Origin of the sequence: Streptomyces dryopteridis, from assembly GCF_049606955.1 — a bacterium.
Lineage (GTDB): Bacteria > Actinomycetota > Actinomycetes > Streptomycetales > Streptomycetaceae > Streptomyces.
Genome location: NZ_CP187113.1, coordinates 3,131,548 through 3,147,225 on the forward strand (window position 1 = coordinate 3,131,548; position 15,678 = coordinate 3,147,225).

The 15,678-nt window shown below is 73.8% G+C and carries 17 protein-coding genes; 12 read left to right on the forward strand and 5 right to left on the reverse strand.

Annotated elements, in window-relative coordinates; all coding sequences use genetic code 11:
• Positions 1-13 precede the first annotated feature (13 nt).
• Positions 14-868, reverse strand: coding sequence for an SURF1 family protein (locus ACN20G_RS13335; RefSeq protein ID WP_424212981.1), 855 nt, complete (start codon positions 866-868; stop codon positions 14-16).
• A gap of 46 nt (positions 869-914) precedes the next feature.
• Positions 915-2,774, reverse strand: a complete 1,860-nt coding sequence (locus ACN20G_RS13340) for a prolyl oligopeptidase family serine peptidase (protein ID WP_424212982.1) — start codon at positions 2,772-2,774, stop codon at positions 915-917.
• Between the two features lie 156 nt (positions 2,775-2,930).
• Between ACN20G_RS13340 and ACN20G_RS13345 the strand changes: the two genes are divergently transcribed.
• Together ACN20G_RS13345 and ACN20G_RS13350 are read left to right on the forward strand one after the other, a co-directional pair.
• Positions 2,931-3,548, forward strand: a complete 618-nt coding sequence (locus ACN20G_RS13345) for an HD domain-containing protein (RefSeq protein WP_424212983.1) — start codon at positions 2,931-2,933, stop codon at positions 3,546-3,548.
• 81 nt (positions 3,549-3,629) lie between these two features.
• Positions 3,630-3,812 (forward strand): hypothetical protein, encoded by a 183-nt coding sequence (locus tag ACN20G_RS13350; protein ID WP_424212984.1) that lies wholly within the window; start codon positions 3,630-3,632, stop codon positions 3,810-3,812.
• Positions 3,813-3,833: 21 nt separating this feature from the next.
• Here the strand turns inward: ACN20G_RS13350 and ACN20G_RS13355 are convergent, their stop codons facing one another.
• The 3 genes from ACN20G_RS13355 to ACN20G_RS13365 all read right to left on the reverse strand — a co-directional run bounded on the left by ACN20G_RS13355 (position 3,834) and on the right by ACN20G_RS13365 (position 6,777).
• Positions 3,834-4,445 carry a response regulator gene (locus ACN20G_RS13355; RefSeq protein ID WP_424212985.1) on the reverse strand — a complete coding sequence of 204 codons (612 nt, stop codon included), beginning with the start codon at positions 4,443-4,445 and terminating at the stop codon, positions 3,834-3,836.
• Positions 4,442-5,638: a sensor histidine kinase gene (locus ACN20G_RS13360; RefSeq protein ID WP_424212986.1), complete on the reverse strand. Its 1,197-nt coding sequence runs from the start codon at positions 5,636-5,638 to the stop codon at positions 4,442-4,444. The genes ACN20G_RS13355 and ACN20G_RS13360 overlap by 4 nt, the downstream gene beginning before the upstream one ends.
• 146 nt (positions 5,639-5,784) lie before the next feature.
• On the reverse strand, positions 5,785-6,777 hold the full coding sequence (locus tag ACN20G_RS13365) for a UbiA family prenyltransferase (protein WP_424212987.1): 993 nt from the start codon (positions 6,775-6,777) through the stop codon (positions 5,785-5,787).
• 311 nt (positions 6,778-7,088) lie between these two features.
• Between ACN20G_RS13365 and leuC the strand changes: the two genes are divergently transcribed.
• The 10 genes from leuC (at position 7,089) to ACN20G_RS13415 (ending at position 15,670) form a co-directional block, all read left to right on the forward strand.
• Positions 7,089-8,522: a 3-isopropylmalate dehydratase large subunit gene (gene leuC, locus ACN20G_RS13370; protein WP_424212988.1), complete on the forward strand. Its 1,434-nt coding sequence runs from the start codon at positions 7,089-7,091 to the stop codon at positions 8,520-8,522.
• Between the two features lie 68 nt (positions 8,523-8,590).
• A complete protein-coding gene (gene leuD / locus ACN20G_RS13375) occupies positions 8,591-9,193 on the forward strand; it encodes a 3-isopropylmalate dehydratase small subunit (protein WP_424212989.1) in 603 nt (200 codons plus the stop codon).
• 24 nt (positions 9,194-9,217) lie between these two features.
• Positions 9,218-10,486, forward strand: coding sequence for an MFS transporter (locus ACN20G_RS13380; RefSeq protein ID WP_424212990.1), 1,269 nt, complete (start codon positions 9,218-9,220; stop codon positions 10,484-10,486).
• 140 nt (positions 10,487-10,626) lie between these two features.
• Positions 10,627-11,055, forward strand: coding sequence for a GlcG/HbpS family heme-binding protein (locus tag ACN20G_RS13385; RefSeq protein ID WP_424212991.1), 429 nt, complete (start codon positions 10,627-10,629; stop codon positions 11,053-11,055).
• Positions 11,056-11,285: 230 nt separating this feature from the next.
• Positions 11,286-11,567 (forward strand): acyl carrier protein, encoded by a 282-nt coding sequence (locus ACN20G_RS13390; RefSeq protein WP_424212992.1) that lies wholly within the window; start codon positions 11,286-11,288, stop codon positions 11,565-11,567.
• Positions 11,568-11,616: 49 nt separating this feature from the next.
• Positions 11,617-12,075 (forward strand): acyl-CoA thioesterase, encoded by a 459-nt coding sequence (locus tag ACN20G_RS13395; protein WP_424212993.1) that lies wholly within the window; start codon positions 11,617-11,619, stop codon positions 12,073-12,075.
• Positions 12,072-13,313 carry a beta-ketoacyl synthase N-terminal-like domain-containing protein gene (locus tag ACN20G_RS13400; RefSeq protein WP_424212994.1) on the forward strand — a complete coding sequence of 414 codons (1,242 nt, stop codon included), beginning with the start codon at positions 12,072-12,074 and terminating at the stop codon, positions 13,311-13,313. Before ACN20G_RS13395 ends, ACN20G_RS13400 begins: the two co-directional genes overlap by 4 nt.
• Positions 13,310-14,467 carry an NAD-dependent epimerase/dehydratase family protein gene (locus ACN20G_RS13405; RefSeq protein WP_424212995.1) on the forward strand — a complete coding sequence of 386 codons (1,158 nt, stop codon included), beginning with the start codon at positions 13,310-13,312 and terminating at the stop codon, positions 14,465-14,467. The genes ACN20G_RS13400 and ACN20G_RS13405 overlap by 4 nt, the downstream gene beginning before the upstream one ends.
• Positions 14,464-14,844, forward strand: a complete 381-nt coding sequence (locus tag ACN20G_RS13410; RefSeq protein ID WP_424212996.1) for a hypothetical protein — start codon at positions 14,464-14,466, stop codon at positions 14,842-14,844. Before ACN20G_RS13405 ends, ACN20G_RS13410 begins: the two co-directional genes overlap by 4 nt.
• Position 14,845: 1 nt before the next feature.
• A complete protein-coding gene (locus ACN20G_RS13415) occupies positions 14,846-15,670 on the forward strand; it encodes an SDR family NAD(P)-dependent oxidoreductase (protein WP_424212997.1) in 825 nt (274 codons plus the stop codon).
• Positions 15,671-15,678 lie beyond the last annotated feature (8 nt).

The window sequence follows — 15,678 nt, forward strand, 5'->3', positions numbered from 1 at the left end:
GGCGCTCGGGCGGTCAGTCGGCGGCGGTCGTGGCCGGCGCGGGGGTCTTCGGGGCCTCGGCCTCGGCCTCGACCTCGGCGTCCAGGAGGCCGGCCTCGGCGTCGCGGATCGATTCGACCTCGCGCCGGTAGAGCCGCCACCACATGAAGAGGACGAACGCGGCGAAGACGAACCACTCGCCGGTGTAGCCGAGGTTCTGGAACGCCTTCAGGTCCAGGCCGGTGTTGACGGGGGCCTTGGCGGGCACGGGGGTCAGCGCGGGCCCGCCGGCGCCGGCGACGGGGGCCCCGTCGGCGGTCCGTTCGGGCTGCTGCATCGTCAGCCAGGCGTCGTACAGCTCGTGGGGCACGAGGTTGATCAGGGCGGCGGGGCCGATCACGCCGAGTTGTCCGGCGGGCAGGCCGCCGGCGGAGTACACGCCCTTGCTGCTGGCGTTCTCCGGGGCCTGGAGGGCCCCGACCACCCGCACGCGGCCGGTCGGGGCCTGCGGAGCGGCGGCCGGGTCGGCGGTGCCGGGCAGCCAGCCGCGGACCACGGGCACGGCCTTGCCGGAGTCGGTCTTGAGGAGGTTCAGGACGAAGTAGCCGTCCTTCCCGTCGAGCCGACGTTCGGGCACGAGGAACCGCTCGGCGTACACGCCGGTGACGGTGGCGAGGCGACCGGAGGTCCGCTTGTCCACGGGGAGCAGGGAGTCGAGGGGGGCGGGGGCCTCGTCGGCGGGGCGTTCGGCCGTGACCTCCCGGTGGGTGTCGACGCGATCCTCGAAGCGGCCGAGCTGCCAGGTGCCCATGAACAGGCAGAAGGGCACGGACAGCACGACGAAGATGTTGATCCCCCACCATCGCGGGGTCAGCAGAAACCGGTGCACCCCTCCACCGTACGGGGGGTGCACCGGTTCCCGGGCGCCGGGTCGGTCAGACGGCCGGCCGGTCGGTCGGGCGGGGGAGGTGCTTGAGGGCGAACTCCAGCTCCATCCGGACCTGCTTGATCCGCTCGGCGACGACGAGGGAGCCGTGGCCGGCGTCGTAGCGGTAGACCTCGTGCTCGTGGCCGCGGGCGGCGAGCCGGTCCACGTAGTTGTCGATCTGGCGGATGGGGCAGCGGGGGTCGTTGACGCCCGCCGCGATGTGCACCGGGGCGCGCACGGCGTCCACGTACGTCAGGGGGGAGGACGCGGCCCAGCGTTCGGGCTGCTCCTCGGGGGTGCCGCCGAAGAGGGTGCGGTCGAGGGCCTTCAGGGCCTCCATCTCGTCGTGGTAGGCGGTGACGTAGTCGGCGACGGGGACGGCCGCGAGGCCCACCGCCCAGGCATCGGGCTGGGTGCCCAGTCCGAGGAGGGTGAGGTAGCCGCCCCAGGAGCCGCCGGAGAGGACGAGGCGGGCGGGGTCGGCGGGGCCTTCGGGGGAGACGGCCCAGGCCCGGACGGCGTCGACGTCCTCCAGCTCGATGAGCCCGACGCGGTGCTTGAGGGCGTCGGTCCAGGCGCGGCCGTAGCCGGTGGAGCCCCGGTAGTTGACGCGGATCACGGCGAAGCCGTGGTCGAGCCAGGCGGCGGGGGCGGCGGCGAAGGCGTCGCTGTCGTGCCAGGTGGGGCCGCCGTGGACCTCGAAGACGGTCGGGTAGGGGCCGGGGCCGTGCAGCTCGGGGTCGGGGGTCTGGACCAGGGCGTGGACCCGGCCGCCGGGGCCGTCGACCCAGACGTCGGAGACGGGCAGGGAGCCGGGGGCCTTGGGGCCGGGGGCGTCCAGGACCACTCCGCCGTCGAGGGCGGTGGAGCGGACGGAGGAGGGCTCGGCGGCGGAGGACCACAGGTATTCGACGCTGCCGTCGGGGCGGGCGGAGGCGCCGGAGACGCTGCCCCGGGGGGTGTCGACGCGGGTCAGGGTCCCGTCGGCGAGCTCGTGGCGCCACAGCTCGCTGCGGGCCTCGAAGCTGTGCGAGACGAGGAGGGCGGAGCCGTCGGGGTACCACTCGGCGGCCACGTCGCCGGGCAGGTCGAGGGCGAGGTCGGTCTCGGTGCCGGTGGTGACGTCCCAGATCATCGGTTCCCAGCGGCCGCGGCGCTGGTGGCCGACGAGGAGGCGGGTGTCGCCGTCGACGGGTGCGAAGCCGAGCACTTCGAGGCCGAGTTCGAGGGTGCCGGCGGCGGAGTCGTCGAGCTCGGCGACGGTGGTGCCGTCGAGGGTGACCACGCGGATCGCCGAGTGCATGGCGTCGCCGTGTTCGGTGTGCTCCAGGGCGATCAGGGTGCCGTCTCGGGAGAGGTCGCCGACGCCGGCGGATTCGCGGTGCCGGTAGATCTCGACGGGGGCGCCGCCGTCGGCGGGCAGCACGTGGACGGTGGAGCCGTCCTCGTCGGTGGACCGGCCGACCACGACGGTGCCGGTGCGGCCGATGGCGAGGCCGGCGGGGTAGGAGGGCTCCAGGCCGGGGGTGGCGGGTTCGTCGGGGCCGCCGGCGAAGGGCTGGCGCACCCAGGTGCCGAACTCGTCGCCGTCGGTGTCGGAGAACCACCAGATCCACTCGCCGTCGGGGGAGAGGGTGCCGTCGGTGGTGCCGTTGGGGCGGTCGGTGGCCTGGCGGCGTTCGCCGGTGGCACGGTCCCAGGCGTACAGCTCGTAGGTGCCGGTGGCGTTGGAGACGAACAGGGAGCGGTCGGGCGCGTCCTCGGCCCATTCCGGCAGTCCGACCCGGGGGGCTCGGAACCGCTTCTCCCAGTCGGGCGTGGTCTCGCCCGCGTCGAATCCGGTGGTGTCGCTCGCGTCGCTGCTCATGGAGCCATTGTGGGGTGCGGTGTTTCACGTGGAACACGAACGCCGTGTTTCACGTGAAACAGGGCCGGGGCCCGGGAGCGGCCGGCCGCCGGCGCGGGGCGCGCGGCGGGGACGTACGGTGCTCGTGCACCGTCGTCGAGACCGGGGGGACCCACGATGTCCGAGACCACCACCGACCCGCGCCACGCCCGCCTGTGGACCCCGCCGACCCCCGCCGGGGAGGCGGCGCTGGCCTTCGCGGCGGAGTACGCGGACGCCGACCTGTTGGCGCACTCGGTCCGCTCGTACGCCTTCGCGGCGGCCCGGGCGGAGCGGGACGGGCTCGACGTGGACGCCGAACTCCTGTGGGTGGCCGCGCTCCTGCACGACCTGGGTCTGACGGACCCCTTCGACAGCCACGCGCTGCCCTTCGAGGAGGCGAGCGGGCACGTGGCCCGCGCGTTCACGGCGGGGCTGGGCTGGTCCCGGGCCCGCCGGGACCGGGTGGCGGAGGTGATCGTGCTGCACATGCGCGAGGACGTGCCGGCCGCGGCGGACGCGGAGAGCCACCTGCTCCAGGTGGGCACGAGCGCGGACGTGTCCGGGTTGGACGTGACGACGTTCCCGGCCGAGTTCCGCGAGGCCCTCGTGACGGCGTACCCGCGCGGCGCCTTCGGCGCGGCGTTCCTGGCCCACATGACCGCCCAGTCCGCCCGCAAACCCGCCTCGGCGGCGGCCGGCCTCGTCGAGAACGGCGTGGCCGCCCGCATCGCGACCAACCCCTTGGACCACTGACCCCGAGCCCCGGGCGTGATTGTCGGTGGTGGGTGGAAGCATCCCCGTAGGACTGCTCGCGACAGGTGGGGGTGGATCGGGATGTGGAGTCGGCGGACGAGTGCGCACGGGGTCGAGGCGGCCGGGGAGCGGCCGGCCCGGGGCGGGGCGGCGGCGGGGGAGGTGGGGGAGTCGCGGGACCCGATCCTGTTGGGGGACCTGCTGGCGCAGACCTGGCCCGCGTTGGCGGCGGCCCCGCCCCGGCCCCGGTTGCGGACGGCGTGAGGGGCGGGTCCGCGGGGCCGGTCAGTACGGTTCGAGCTCGCGCAGGCGGTTGACGGCGTCGAGGCGGGAGGTCGCGCCGAGTTTGTCGAAGACGTTGCGGAGGTGCCGTTTGACGGTGCCCTCCGTGATGCCGAGGCGGTTGCCGATCTGACGGTTGCTGGCGCCCTGGGCCACGTGTTCCATCAGTTCGCGTTCGCGGTCGGTGAGGGTGGAGCGTTCGGGGGCCTCGGCGCCGGCGCGGGGCAGGAAGGTGGTCTTGCCGCCGGCCATGGCGCTGCGGATCGCCGAGACGAGGATGTCGCGGTGCACCTCCTTGTGGAGGTAGGCGGAGGTCTCGGCGGCGAGCAGGGTCTCGATCAGGCGAGGGTCGTCGTGCATGGTCAGGACGATGATGCGGGCCTCGGGGGCGGCCTGGCGCAGGTCGCGGACGGTGGGCAGGGGCCCGGGTCCGGGCATCTCGACGTCCATGAGGACGACGTCCGGCTGGTGCTCGCGGGCCATGGCGACGGCGCCGGCGGCGTCGCCGGCCTGGGCGATCACGCGCAGTCCGTCGTGCAGGTCGAGGAGTTCGCACAGGGCCTCGCGCAGCAGGCTGTGGTCGTCGGCGGCGAGGATGCGGATGTCGCGGTTCATCGGGCGGGGGCCTCCGTCCGGGGGCTCGGGCCGGTCGCGGGGGAGGCGGGTCGGCCGAGGGGGACGGTGAAGCGGGCGCGGGTGCCGTGTCCGGGGCGGCCGGTGAGGGTGAAGGCGCCGCCGAGGGCGCGGACGCGTTCGCCCATGCCGGCGATGCCGCCGCCGGGCCGGTGGTCGGCCGCGTCGGGGTCGAAGCCGGTCCCGTCGTCCTCGACAGTGCCCTCGACGAGGTCGGGGGCGATGTTGACGAGCACGTCGACGCGCTGGGCCGCCGCGTGGGCGAAGGCGTTGCGGAGGCATTCGCGGACGACGAGGAAGATCTCCTCGCGCTGTCGGTCGGTCATCCAGGTCTCGTCGCCGTTGAGGGTGACGGTGACCCGGGCGCCGTGGGTGCTCGCGGTGCGGGTGTACTCGTCGATCTCGGCGCTCAGGCTGTCGCGGAGGTCGTAGGCGCGCAGGCCGCCGACGAGCCGGCGGGTGAAGCCGAAGGTGCTCAGGAGGGCCTTGCGGGCGTCGGCGAGGCGGTCGCGCCCGCCTTGGGCGGGGTCCTGGGTGCGTCCGAGGGCGAGTTCGGCCTCGTACAGGTCCAGGCAGCGCAGGGCGAGGCTGAGGCTGCTGCCGATGTGGTCGTGGATGTCGCGGGCGAGTTCGTCGCGGCGGGCGGTGTTGGCCTCGCCGACGTGGCGGAGGGTGGATGCCTCGTAGCCGATGGCGGCGGCGGCGACGCGGCTGGAGATCGCGCGGTGCAGGGTGCGCGAGGCGCGTCCGAGGTGGGCCAGGGCGGTGTCGGCGGGCAGGGCGCGGGCCTCGTCGACGAGGACGAGCGAGGCGGTTTCGAAGAGGGCCTGGGCGGCGCGGATCGAGTCGATGGGGTCGATGCGTTCGGCGGCGCGGCGGACTCCGACGGCGAGGGAGGTCCATTCGGCCTCGGGGTCGATGCCCCCGGGGTTCTCGGGGTCCGCCGTGTCGGGTCCGGTGCCGGTGGTTCCGTCCTCGTGCAGGGCCCGGAGGCACTCGGTGAGGATGCCCTCGGCCTGGGCGCGGGCGGAGAGCCAGACGGTCTCGGTGGCGACGAGGGGGTTGCCGGCGCGGCGGAGGGCGTCGCCGTAGGCGTCGAGGGCCCGGGTGAGGGGAATGCCGAGGGGATCGGCGGGAGGGTGTGGCTCCCCGTGCTGCCTTTGTCTCGCGGGCATGTTTTCGCGACTCTTTCTGCAAGTACGTGCGGCGACGGGGGGAGCGTCGTTCGCAAATCTAGCAATAAGAGATCTTGGTGCGAGTAAAGGGCGGGGAAATTCTCTCGGTAAGACCGGACGGTCACGTTCGATAGTCGGAAAGTGGGTCAGACTCCGACGAACCCGCAGGCCAGGGCCAGGGCGACGACCAGGTGCACGGCGTACTGAGTCGCCATTCCGGCCCGGTACGGGGCGCGTGGGCGGGATTCGATCGGATGAAAGCAACTCTGGGCGACTTTGAGGGATCCGATGCTCAGGACGCAGGCTCCGGCGAGAAGGGCGATCTTCGCCGCGAGGATCGTGGAGAAATACGGAGCGCAGATTCCGGTTGCCTCGGGCGGGGGGACGATTCCGGACACCTGGGCCGGGAGTCCGGCGAGGGCGGCGCTGCCGACGACGGCGATCGCGGACAGGGCCAGGGCGCAGACGGCGCTGAACCGGCGGGCCGCGTTCTCGCCGCGGGTCACGGCCAGGGTGCGGCGCCCGGCGCGGGCGTCGCCGGCGGTGCTGCCGAGGTCCTTGGTGACGGCGCCGATCAGGCCGACCCACAGGGACATCACCCCTCCGACGGCGAGGGCGGTGGTGGTCAGGGCGCCGCCGCCGGCGAGGCAGCCGCCCACGTAGCTGAGCAGGGCGGCGGCGGTGGTGCTGAGGGTCGCGGACCAGCCGCGACGCTTGGCGGCGCCGCGCGGGGCGGAGTACCAGAAGCCGAGGGCGAGGTAGCCGAACACGCAGGGCACGAGGGCGGGGGCGGCGCCGGCGGCGAGGGCCGGGGCGAGCGCGGCGAGGGCGAGGGTGACGACGCGGGCCGCGGGGGCCGCCAGCCGGCCGCTCGCGAGGGGCCGACGGGAGCCGTTGACCAGGTCCTCCGGCAGGTCGGACAGGCCGTTGTACAGGTAGATGGCCACGGTGGCGGCCCACCAGGCGAGGGCCCCGAGCAGCAGGTTCGGCAGGGTGCTCACCTCGCCGGTGAGGGCGGCGAGGCCGCCCGTCAGATAGCGGAGCACGAACACGGCCTGGACCAGCGGGCGGGCCTCGGTCAGGCAGAGCCGCAGGGTGCGCGGCAGGCGGACGAGCGTGGTGCGGACCGACGAGATCACGCCGTGCGGCGCGGGGGCGGAAGCGGTGGGGCCTAAGCCGCCGTCCGCCCCGGGGCGGGCTCCGACGGGCGCCTGGGCGCGGTCGGGAAACAGGGCGATCGATCTGTCACTGACGGTGATGGTGGGCACGGCTCGAATCTAGGCAGGAGGGGGTTATTCCGCCCATGTCACTTTGGAGGTACGCCCGTGTTCCCTGCGAAGTGCTCCCATTGAGAACCGGCTCGGGGTGCGAATAACGTCGTGTTCACAACGCCGGGTTCGACGGAAATACGCGAAGCCCCCGGCGAGAGCACGAGAGAAAAGGAGCGGACGTGTCGGGGCTCACCCTCGCCGAGAAGGTCTGGAACGCGCACCTGGTCCACCGGGCCGAAGGCGAACCGGACGTCCTCTACATCGACCTCCACCTGCTGCACGAGGTCACCAGCCCGCAGGCGTTCGACGGCCTGAGCCTGCGCGGCCGGCGGGTGGCCCGCCCGGACCTGACCCTGGCCACCGAGGACCACAACACCCCGACCGAGAACATCGGGCTCCCGATCGTGGACCGGGTCTCCCGGGCCCAGGTCGAGGCCATCCGCGAGAATTGCGAGAAATTCGGGGTCACGCTTTATCCGCTCGGTGATCCGGGACAGGGAATCGTCCACGTGATCGGCCCCGAAACCGGATTGAGCCAGCCCGGAATGACGATCGTGTGCGGGGATTCCCACACCTCCACGCACGGCGCTTTCGGCGCGATCGCTTTCGGGATCGGGACCAGCGAGGTGGAGCACGTGTTGGCCACCCAGACCCTGCGGCTGCGGCCGTTCCGCACGATGTCCGTCAACTTGCGCGGCACGCCGGGTCCCGGGGTGACCGCCAAGGACATCATCCTCGCGGTGATCGGCCGGATCGGCACCGGCGGTGGCCAGGGGCACGTGATCGAGTACCGGGGTCCGGTGATCGACGCGATGTCCATGGAGGCCCGGATGACGATCTGCAACATGTCGATCGAGGCCGGCGCCCGGGCCGGGATGATCGCCCCGGACGAGACCACGTTCGCGTACCTCGAAGGCCGGGAGCACGCCCCGACCGGCAGCGACTGGGACGAGGCCGTGGCCTGGTGGCGGACCCTGCGCGGAGACCCCGACGCGGTGTTCGACAAGGAGGTCGACATCGACCTCGACGAGCTCACCCCGTACGTCAGCTGGGGCACCAACCCGAGCCAGGTCGCCCCGCTCGCCGCCGAGGTGCCGGACCCGGCCTCCTTCGCCGACCCCGACGATCGGGTGGCGGCCGAACGGGCCCTGGCCTACCAGGGCCTGACCCCGGGGACGCCCCTGCTGGGGATCCCGGTGGACGCCGTCTTCCTCGGCTCCTGCACCAACGGCCGGATCGAGGACCTGCGCGCCGCCGCCGACGTGCTGCGCGGTCGCACGGTCGCCGAGGGCCTGCGGATGCTCGTCGTGCCCGGTTCCGACCGGGTCAAGGCGGTGGCCGAGGCCGAGGGCCTGGACCGGGTGTTCCGGGACGCGGGCGCGGAGTGGCGCAACGCCGGCTGCTCCATGTGCATGGCGATGAACCCCGACTTCCTGGAGCCCGGGCAGCGCGCGGCCTCCACCTCCAACCGCAACTTCGAGGGCCGGCAGGGCGCCGGTTCCCACACCCACCTGGTGTCCCCGGCGGTGGCCGCGGCCACGGCGGTGGCCGGCGCGCTCGCCTCCCCGGCGACGCTCGCCCCGGTCCCCGCCCGGGCCGCGTCCCCCGCCTGAGCCCCGACGCCGACCGCGTCACCCGCGCCGTCCGCGCCGACCGCCCCACCCCAGACCCGAGAGCGACCATGGAACCCTTCCACCGGCACACCGGCCGCATCGCGCCCCTGCGTCGCGGCAACGTCGACACCGACCAGCTCATCCCCGTGAGCTACCTCAAGCGGCTCACCCGCACCGGGTACGCCGACGGCCTGTTCGCCCGCTGGCGCCGGGACCCCGGGTTCGTGCTCAACCAGCCCCGCCACGACGGGGCCACGATCCTCGTCGCCGGCCCCGAGTTCGGCACCGGGTCCTCCCGCGAGCACGCCGTGTGGGCCCTGCTCGACCACGGGTTCCGCGTGGTCGTCTCCCCCCGCTTCGCCGACATCTTCCGCGGCAACTCCCTCAAGAACGGCCTGCTCACGATCGAGCTGGAGGAGTCCGTCGTCGCCGAACTGTGGCGACGCGCCGAGGAACACCCCGAAACCCCCGTCACCGTCGACCTCGAACACCTGCGGGTGCGCGCCGAGGGCCTCGACGTGCCCTTCACCCTCGACCCCTACCACCGGATGCGGCTGATGGAGGGGCTGGACGAGATCGACGCGACGCTGCGGCACGCCGAGCGGATCCGGGAGTACGAGGCGGGCCGACCCGCCTTCAAGCCCCGGATCGGCGCGCGGTCCGCCGCCTGACCACCCCCCCAGGAGCCACCGACCATGACCACCTCAGCCGGCCCCGCCGCCCCCGGCCTCGCGGGCCCCGCCCGCTCGGCCGACTCCGCGCCCCGGGTCTTCACCGCCTACCGGGTGCTCTCCCGGAGCTACTTCCACCTCACCGTCCTCTTCGTCTTCCTCTGGGACCGGGGCTTCTCCCTGCCCACGGTCGAGATCACCCTCGCCGTGTACGGGGTGGCCCTCGCCTTGGCCGGGGTCGTCACCCGGCCGCTCGCCGGCCGGCTGAGCCTGACCGGCTCGGTCGCCCTCGGCGAATGGCTCAAGGCGGCCGGACTGCTGCTGTTGGCGGTCCCCGGCGGGCTGCCGGTCGCGGTGCTCGGACAGGTCGTCGCCGCCATCGGGTTCGCCCTGGCCAGCGGCACGGACTCGGCGCTGCTCGGCGAGATCTGCCGGCGCGACGGAGCGGACGCCCGACTGTGGGAGGCCCGCAGCGGCTCGCTCACCTTCGCCGCCGCCCTGGTGGCGGGCGTGCTCGGCGCGATCCTCTACCAGTGGTCGACGGTGACCCCGTTCATCCTGTCCGCCGTGATGTCCGCGCTCGCCGCGCTCGTGGTACCGATCGCGGGCCGGGGCCTGGCCAAGGACGCCGAACCCGGCGCCCGCCGGCCGGCCGCGCGATCCGCCGCCGGATCGGACGAGGGTGCGGTGCCGGGCGGCGCCCGCTCCGAGGTGCTGCGCTGGAGCGCGTACTACAGCGTGGTCCGGGGCTTCGTCCTCGCCCTGTTCATCGGCTTCCTGCCCTACCTGCTCTACACCCGTCTGCACGCCTCGCTGCCGGTGTTCGGCCTGGTCCTCGGCTCGTACACGCTGGCCGGGTACTTCACCGCCCGGCACGGCGCCCGACTGGCCGCCCGGTTCGGCGCGAAGAACGCCGCCACGGCCGGGGCCGCCCTCGCCGGTCTGGGGCTGCTGGTGCTGCTGTGGCAGCCGACCACGATCGGCGCGGCCTTCGCCACCCTCGCCCTCGGCGCCGGCGTCGGCGCGGTCCGCCCGATCTCGGTCGGGGCCATCTCCGAACTGCTCGCCGACCGCCCGGCCGCCGAGAAGGCCGCGGCCCTGCGTTCCAACGAGGCCCGCTTCGCGACCCTCAACACCGTGCTGATCCTGGCCGCCGGACTGCTGCTCGACCAGGTCGAACTGCGCACCCTGCTGCTCGGCGTCGTCCTCGCCTACCTGGCGCTGGCTGCGATCGTCCTCATCGCCCTGCCCGCCCCGACCCGCGAGAAGCCGGCGCCGGCCCCGACCGGCTGACCGAAGCCGCCGCGGCACCCACACACCTCAGGGCCCCCGGGCCCGTCCGCCACGCACCACCCGACCTCCGTGTCCGGGCCGGAGCGCGCCCCGTCGCGCCCCGATCCGAGGGACGGATCACCAGAAAAGGAAGAAAACGGATGTCCGCTCAGATTCGTCAGCGCCCCGCCCTCACCAACGAGCTCGCCCAGCAGGTCCTCAAGGCCGCCGAGAAGGCCGCCGCCGACCTCGGGCAGCCCTCGACCATCGCCATCGTCGACGAGTCCGGCAACCTCAACGCCCTCAACCGCCAGGACGGCGCGGCCCTGCTCACCGTCGAGATCGCCCAGGACAAGGCGTACACGGCGGCCGGCTTCGGGATGCCCACCGACCAGTGGCACGAGTTCATCAAGGACGACCAGCCGCTCGCCATGGGCGCCCCCACCGGTATCCGCCGCCTGATCGTCTTCGGCGGCGGCCTGCCGATCGTCGTCGACGGCGCGGTCGTCGGCGGTGTCGGGGTCAGCGGTGGTCACTGGAGCGACGACATCAAGATCGCCCAGGCCGGTCTCGCCTCGCTCGACGCCTGATCCAGGCCCGACCGGGGCGCGTGGCCGGGCCGCCGAACGCGGCCCGGCCCACCACGGGCCCCCGGCCCCGGGGCACGGGAGCCGGGCGGGACCGGAACCGGCCCGCACCACGCGGTGCCCACCGCCCCGCCCCACGCACACCCTCCGCACCACGCACGGCACACATCCTCCGCAGATCCCCCCGGCAGGCCGGAGCACCGGCCCCGGAACCCACCAGAAGGAGCTCCACCATGTCCGTCATCGCCAACGAGACCGTCGCCCCCCAGGCCATCGCCACCCACCTCAAGCAGTTCATCGTCGACGCCCTCTTCATCGACATGGAGCCCGCCGAGATCGGTGACGACATGCTCCTGGGCACCGAGGTCGGCGTCGACTCCCTCGGCTTCGCCGAGCTCCTCGCCCACCTGGAGGACGAGTACGGCATCTCCGTCGCCGACGGCGAGTTCGTGCCCGACAACTTCGCCACCGTCGCCCGCATCGTCGCCCTCGTGGGCGAGAAGCTCGCCGGCTGACCCCACCCGCCCACGGACGCCGAGACACGAAAGACGACAAGAGCCAGCAATGATCCTGAGTCTGGAACACCCGGTCATCGAAGCCGAGGTGGACGAGTTCGACGTGGTCCACTTCTCCAACTACCTCAAGTGGTACAGCAACGCGCTGAAGGAGTTCCTCAGCCGCTACAGCGAGCCCCCCGGCTTCTTCGGCGAGGGGGTCGAGGTCCGGGTCGCCCGGGTCCGCGCCTCCTACAGCAACTCGGCCCTGCGCGACGACATCGTGAAGGTCTCGGTCACCAAGGTCGAGAACCTCGACCGGACCCTGCGCCTGAGCTTCCGCTCCGAGGCCCGCGGCAGGATCCTGGCCCGCGCCGAGCTGAACCTGGTCTTCGTCCAGAAGGACCCGTACAAGCTGCTGCCGGTCCCGGAGAGCTTCGCCGCCCGCCTGGCCGCGGCCTCCGCGTCCGGGGAGACCGTCGCGGTCTCCGAGACCTCTCCGGCCGACGCCGTGGAGCGTGCCGCGTGAGCGGCTCGACCCCGAGCGGCGGCGCCGCCGAGGCGACGAGAGTGCTCGTCGCCTCGGCCGGGGCCACCACCTGCCTGGCCGCCTCCGCCGAGGGAACCTGGGAACTGGTCCGCAAGGGCAAGAGCGGCCTCGGCCCGCTCACCCTCTTCCCGGCCCCCGCCGCCGGCCGCAGCGGGGTCGTCGGGGAGGTCGCCGGACTGCGCACGCTGACCGGCGGCCCCCGCCTCGCCGCCCTCGCCGGCTCCGCCATCCAAGAGGCCCTGGCCAAGGCCGAGGCCGAATCCGGGCTGACCCGCGAACAGCTCACCAACGCCTGGGTCACCGTCGGCGTCAGCCTCGGCGACATCTTCGAGCAGACCGGCCCGGACGTGGAACTCGACCACTTCTGGGGCGAGGTGGCGGCCGAACTGGGCCTGACCGGCCCGGTGGTCTTCCTCTCGTCCGCCTGCTCCTCCGGCACCGACGCCATCGGCTACGGCGCCGACCTGGTCGCCACCGGGGTGGCGCCGGTGGTCCTGGCCGTGGGCGTGGACTCGCTGGAACCCGGCAAGTTCATGGGCCACTCGGGCCTGAAGACGATGTCCCCCGACCGCTGCCGGCCCTACGACTCCGCCTCCGACGGCACCACCGTCGCCGAGGGCGCCGCCTGCCTGGTGCTGGCCGCCGCCGACCTCGTCACCGGCACCCCCTTCGCGGAGGTCCGGGGCTGGGGCTCCGGCACCGACATCGACTCCCTGACCTCCCCCGACCTGACCGGTCGGGGCGCGGCCCGGATGCTGAGCGACGCGATATCCCGCGCCGGGGCGACCCCCGGCGAGATCGCCCACCTCAACGGGCACGGCTCGGGGACCCCCGTCAACGACGAGCTGGAGGCCGCCGTCTACCGGGCGGTCTTCCCCGAGGGCACCACCGTGGTCTCCGCGACCAAGGGCGCGCTCGGCCACTCGCTGGGCGCGACCGGAGCGGTCGAGGCCCTGCTCACGGCGTGCGCGCTGCGCGACGGCGAGGCCCCTCCGGTGGCCGGGCTGCGCGAGCCGCACGAACGCTGGGCGGGCATCCCGATCGCGGTCGGGACCACCCACGCCCTGCCCGACGCGACGATCGGCACGACCGTACGGGAGGCGGCCGGAGCCGAGGAGATCGCGACGGAGCCGGGCCGGGGCCCCCTGCTGGGGGCGAGCGTGACCTACGGGTTCGGCGGCGCCAACTCCTGCGTGGTGTTGGAGGTCCGGCGATGACCGCGAAGAACGAGGGCCGCCGACTGGTGGTCACGGGAGCCGGCGGGCTGGTCGGCGCGGAGCTGACCGCGAGCCTGCTGGGCGGGTTCGACCGGGTGCTCGTGCTCACCCCGGGCCCGGCCGAGCCGGAGCGGGTGCGCTCCCGGATCGCCCGGGTGCTCACCGCGCAGGCCGGTGTCGGCGCGGAGGAGGACACGGTCGCCGCCGGGGTCGCGGCCGCGCGGGCCGTGGCACGGATCGAGGTCCGGTCGACCGCCGGACTGACCCGGGCCGAGCTCGTGGCGACCGGCTTCGACCGGGTCGCGCAGGTGTGGAACGTGGGCGCCTCGCTCTCGTACGACAAGGACCGCTTGACGGAGACGGTGGACGCGAACACCACCGAGGTGCTCCGGCTGCTGGAGCTGTGCCCCCCGGAGGAGCGCTTCTTCCACGTCTCGACCGTCGGCGTCACCGGACCGGGGCTGCCCGGCCGGCGCGAGACGGTGTTCGAGGAGCCGGTCTGGACGCCCGACGCGGTCAACCCGTACGTGGTGTCCAAGCTGCTGACCGAGCACATGCTCGACCACCTGCGGCTGCGCGAGGGCACCCCGGTGACCATGCTGCGGCTGGGCTCGGTGATCGGCCCGGTCGGGCACGCGCCGGTGCAGGCCAACCGGGCGGGCTACTACACGCTGGTCGAGATGCTGGCCAAGGTCCGGGCCCGGGGCGCGACCCTCAGCCTGGACGTGGACCCCGCGACGGCCCCGCCGCTGGCGCACGTGGACCAGCTGGCCCGCGCCTGCGCCGCGCTGTCGGTGCGGGCCCGGGCCGGGGCGGAGGTCGCCCCGTACTACCACCTGGGCGATCAGAGCCTGGGCAACGGGGACGCGGTGGCGGCCGTGAACGAGGCGGTCGGCGCCGAACTGCTGCGCCTCGGACCGGCCACGACGGCCCTGGACCGGGCCTACGCCTCGGTCAACGCCGACAACATCGGCTTCATGAACTGCGGGTTCGTCTTCGACCACGCGGTGCTGGACGCCCACGTGCCGCGGGAGGCGCGCCCCCGGGTGACGGCCGAGTCCTACGCGGGCTTCGTGCTCGGGCAGTTGGAGCGACTGGCCTCGGGCGCGGCCCGCCGGACGCCCGGTCGGGTCCGGACGGGGGCGGCGCGATGAGCGCGGCGGCCCCGACCGAGGCCCCCCTCGCCCCGCCGGTGCTGGGGATCCCCTCGGCGCCCGAGCCGGAGGTGGACGCGGACCGGGCGAGCCTCCTGCTCGACCTGGACGCGAGTTGGCCCGTCTTCGCCGAGCACTTCCCGGGGAACCCGATGTTCCCCGGTTCGGCCTCGGTCCGGCTGCTGCTGGACCTGGCCCGCCGGATCCACCCCGGGACCCGGGGCCTGCGGGACGTGCGCTTCGCGCGGCCCCTGGTCCCGCCGGCCCGGGCACGTTTCACCGCGGAACGCCTCGCGGACGCATCCGTCCGCGTCACCGCGCAGATCGAGCAGGACGACGGCACGTGGACCGTCGCGATACGAGGGGAGGTGACCTGAGATGACGGACCGGCCGAAGGACCGCAGCCAGGACGACAAGCAGCACGACAAGCAGCACGAGAAGCAGGACGCGACGCAGGGCGGTGCCCAGGGCGAGGAGGCGGCCCGGCCCGTCGCCGTGGTCACCGGCGGCGCGCGGGGCATCGGCCGCGCGGTCACCCGACGGCTGACCCAGGAGGGCTACCAGGTCGAGTTCACCTACCTCAGCTCCAAGCGCGCCGCCGACGAACTCACCGAGGCCACCGACGGCCTGGCCCGCGGCTCGCGGGTGGACGGCCGGGACGCCGACCAGGTGCGGGAGTTCGTCTCCCGGATCGCCGCCGACGGCCGGCTGCGCGCCCTGGTCAACAACCAGGGGCTCACCGTGGACAAGCTCGTCGGGCAGGTGACCTGGCCGGAGTTGCACGACCTGCTGGACACCAACCTGGGCAGCGCCGTCACCTTCACGCACGCGGTGCTGCCGTACCTGATCAAGCAGCGCCGGGGCGACCTGGTCTTCATCTCCTCCCAGGCCCGGCGCAACGCCCGGGTCGGGAACGCGATGTACGGGGTCAGCAAGGCGGCCATGACCCGCTACGCCGCCAACATCGCCCTGGAGGGCGCCCGGTTCAACGTGCTCGCCAACGTGGTCGAGCCCGGGTTCGTCGAAACCGACCTCACCAAGGTGATGTTGGAGGGCAGCGCCCGCAAGAAGTACCTCCAGGAGATCCCGCTGCGCCGGTTCACCAACCCGCGCGACGTGGCCAAGGTGGTCGCCGCCCTGGTGACCCGCAGCCCCGAGCTGGTCGGCGCCGTGTTGCCGGTCGCCGGTGGTGCCCACCTGTGAGCAGCCCC

What these genes read in the sequence shown, in the direction of transcription:
- ACN20G_RS13340 (WP_424212982.1), bottom strand. Translation starts at nt 2,774, where the DNA reads ATGAGCAGCGACGCGAGCGACACCACCGGATTCGACGCGGGCGAGACC.
- ACN20G_RS13345 (WP_424212983.1), top strand. Translation starts at nt 2,931, where the DNA reads ATGTCCGAGACCACCACCGACCCGCGCCACGCCCGCCTGTGGACCCCG.
- ACN20G_RS13350 (WP_424212984.1), top strand. Translation starts at nt 3,630, where the DNA reads ATGTGGAGTCGGCGGACGAGTGCGCACGGGGTCGAGGCGGCCGGGGAG.
- ACN20G_RS13355 (WP_424212985.1), bottom strand. Translation starts at nt 4,445, where the DNA reads ATGAACCGCGACATCCGCATCCTCGCCGCCGACGACCACAGCCTGCTG.
- ACN20G_RS13360 (WP_424212986.1), bottom strand. Translation starts at nt 5,638, where the DNA reads ATGCCCGCGAGACAAAGGCAGCACGGGGAGCCACACCCTCCCGCCGAT.
- leuD (WP_424212989.1), top strand. Translation starts at nt 8,591, where the DNA reads ATGGAACCCTTCCACCGGCACACCGGCCGCATCGCGCCCCTGCGTCGC.
- ACN20G_RS13380 (WP_424212990.1), top strand. Translation starts at nt 9,218, where the DNA reads ATGACCACCTCAGCCGGCCCCGCCGCCCCCGGCCTCGCGGGCCCCGCC.
- ACN20G_RS13385 (WP_424212991.1), top strand. Translation starts at nt 10,627, where the DNA reads ATGTCCGCTCAGATTCGTCAGCGCCCCGCCCTCACCAACGAGCTCGCC.
- ACN20G_RS13390 (WP_424212992.1), top strand. Translation starts at nt 11,286, where the DNA reads ATGTCCGTCATCGCCAACGAGACCGTCGCCCCCCAGGCCATCGCCACC.
- ACN20G_RS13395 (WP_424212993.1), top strand. Translation starts at nt 11,617, where the DNA reads ATGATCCTGAGTCTGGAACACCCGGTCATCGAAGCCGAGGTGGACGAG.
- ACN20G_RS13405 (WP_424212995.1), top strand. Translation starts at nt 13,310, where the DNA reads ATGACCGCGAAGAACGAGGGCCGCCGACTGGTGGTCACGGGAGCCGGC.
- ACN20G_RS13410 (WP_424212996.1), top strand. Translation starts at nt 14,464, where the DNA reads ATGAGCGCGGCGGCCCCGACCGAGGCCCCCCTCGCCCCGCCGGTGCTG.
- ACN20G_RS13415 (WP_424212997.1), top strand. Translation starts at nt 14,846, where the DNA reads ATGACGGACCGGCCGAAGGACCGCAGCCAGGACGACAAGCAGCACGAC.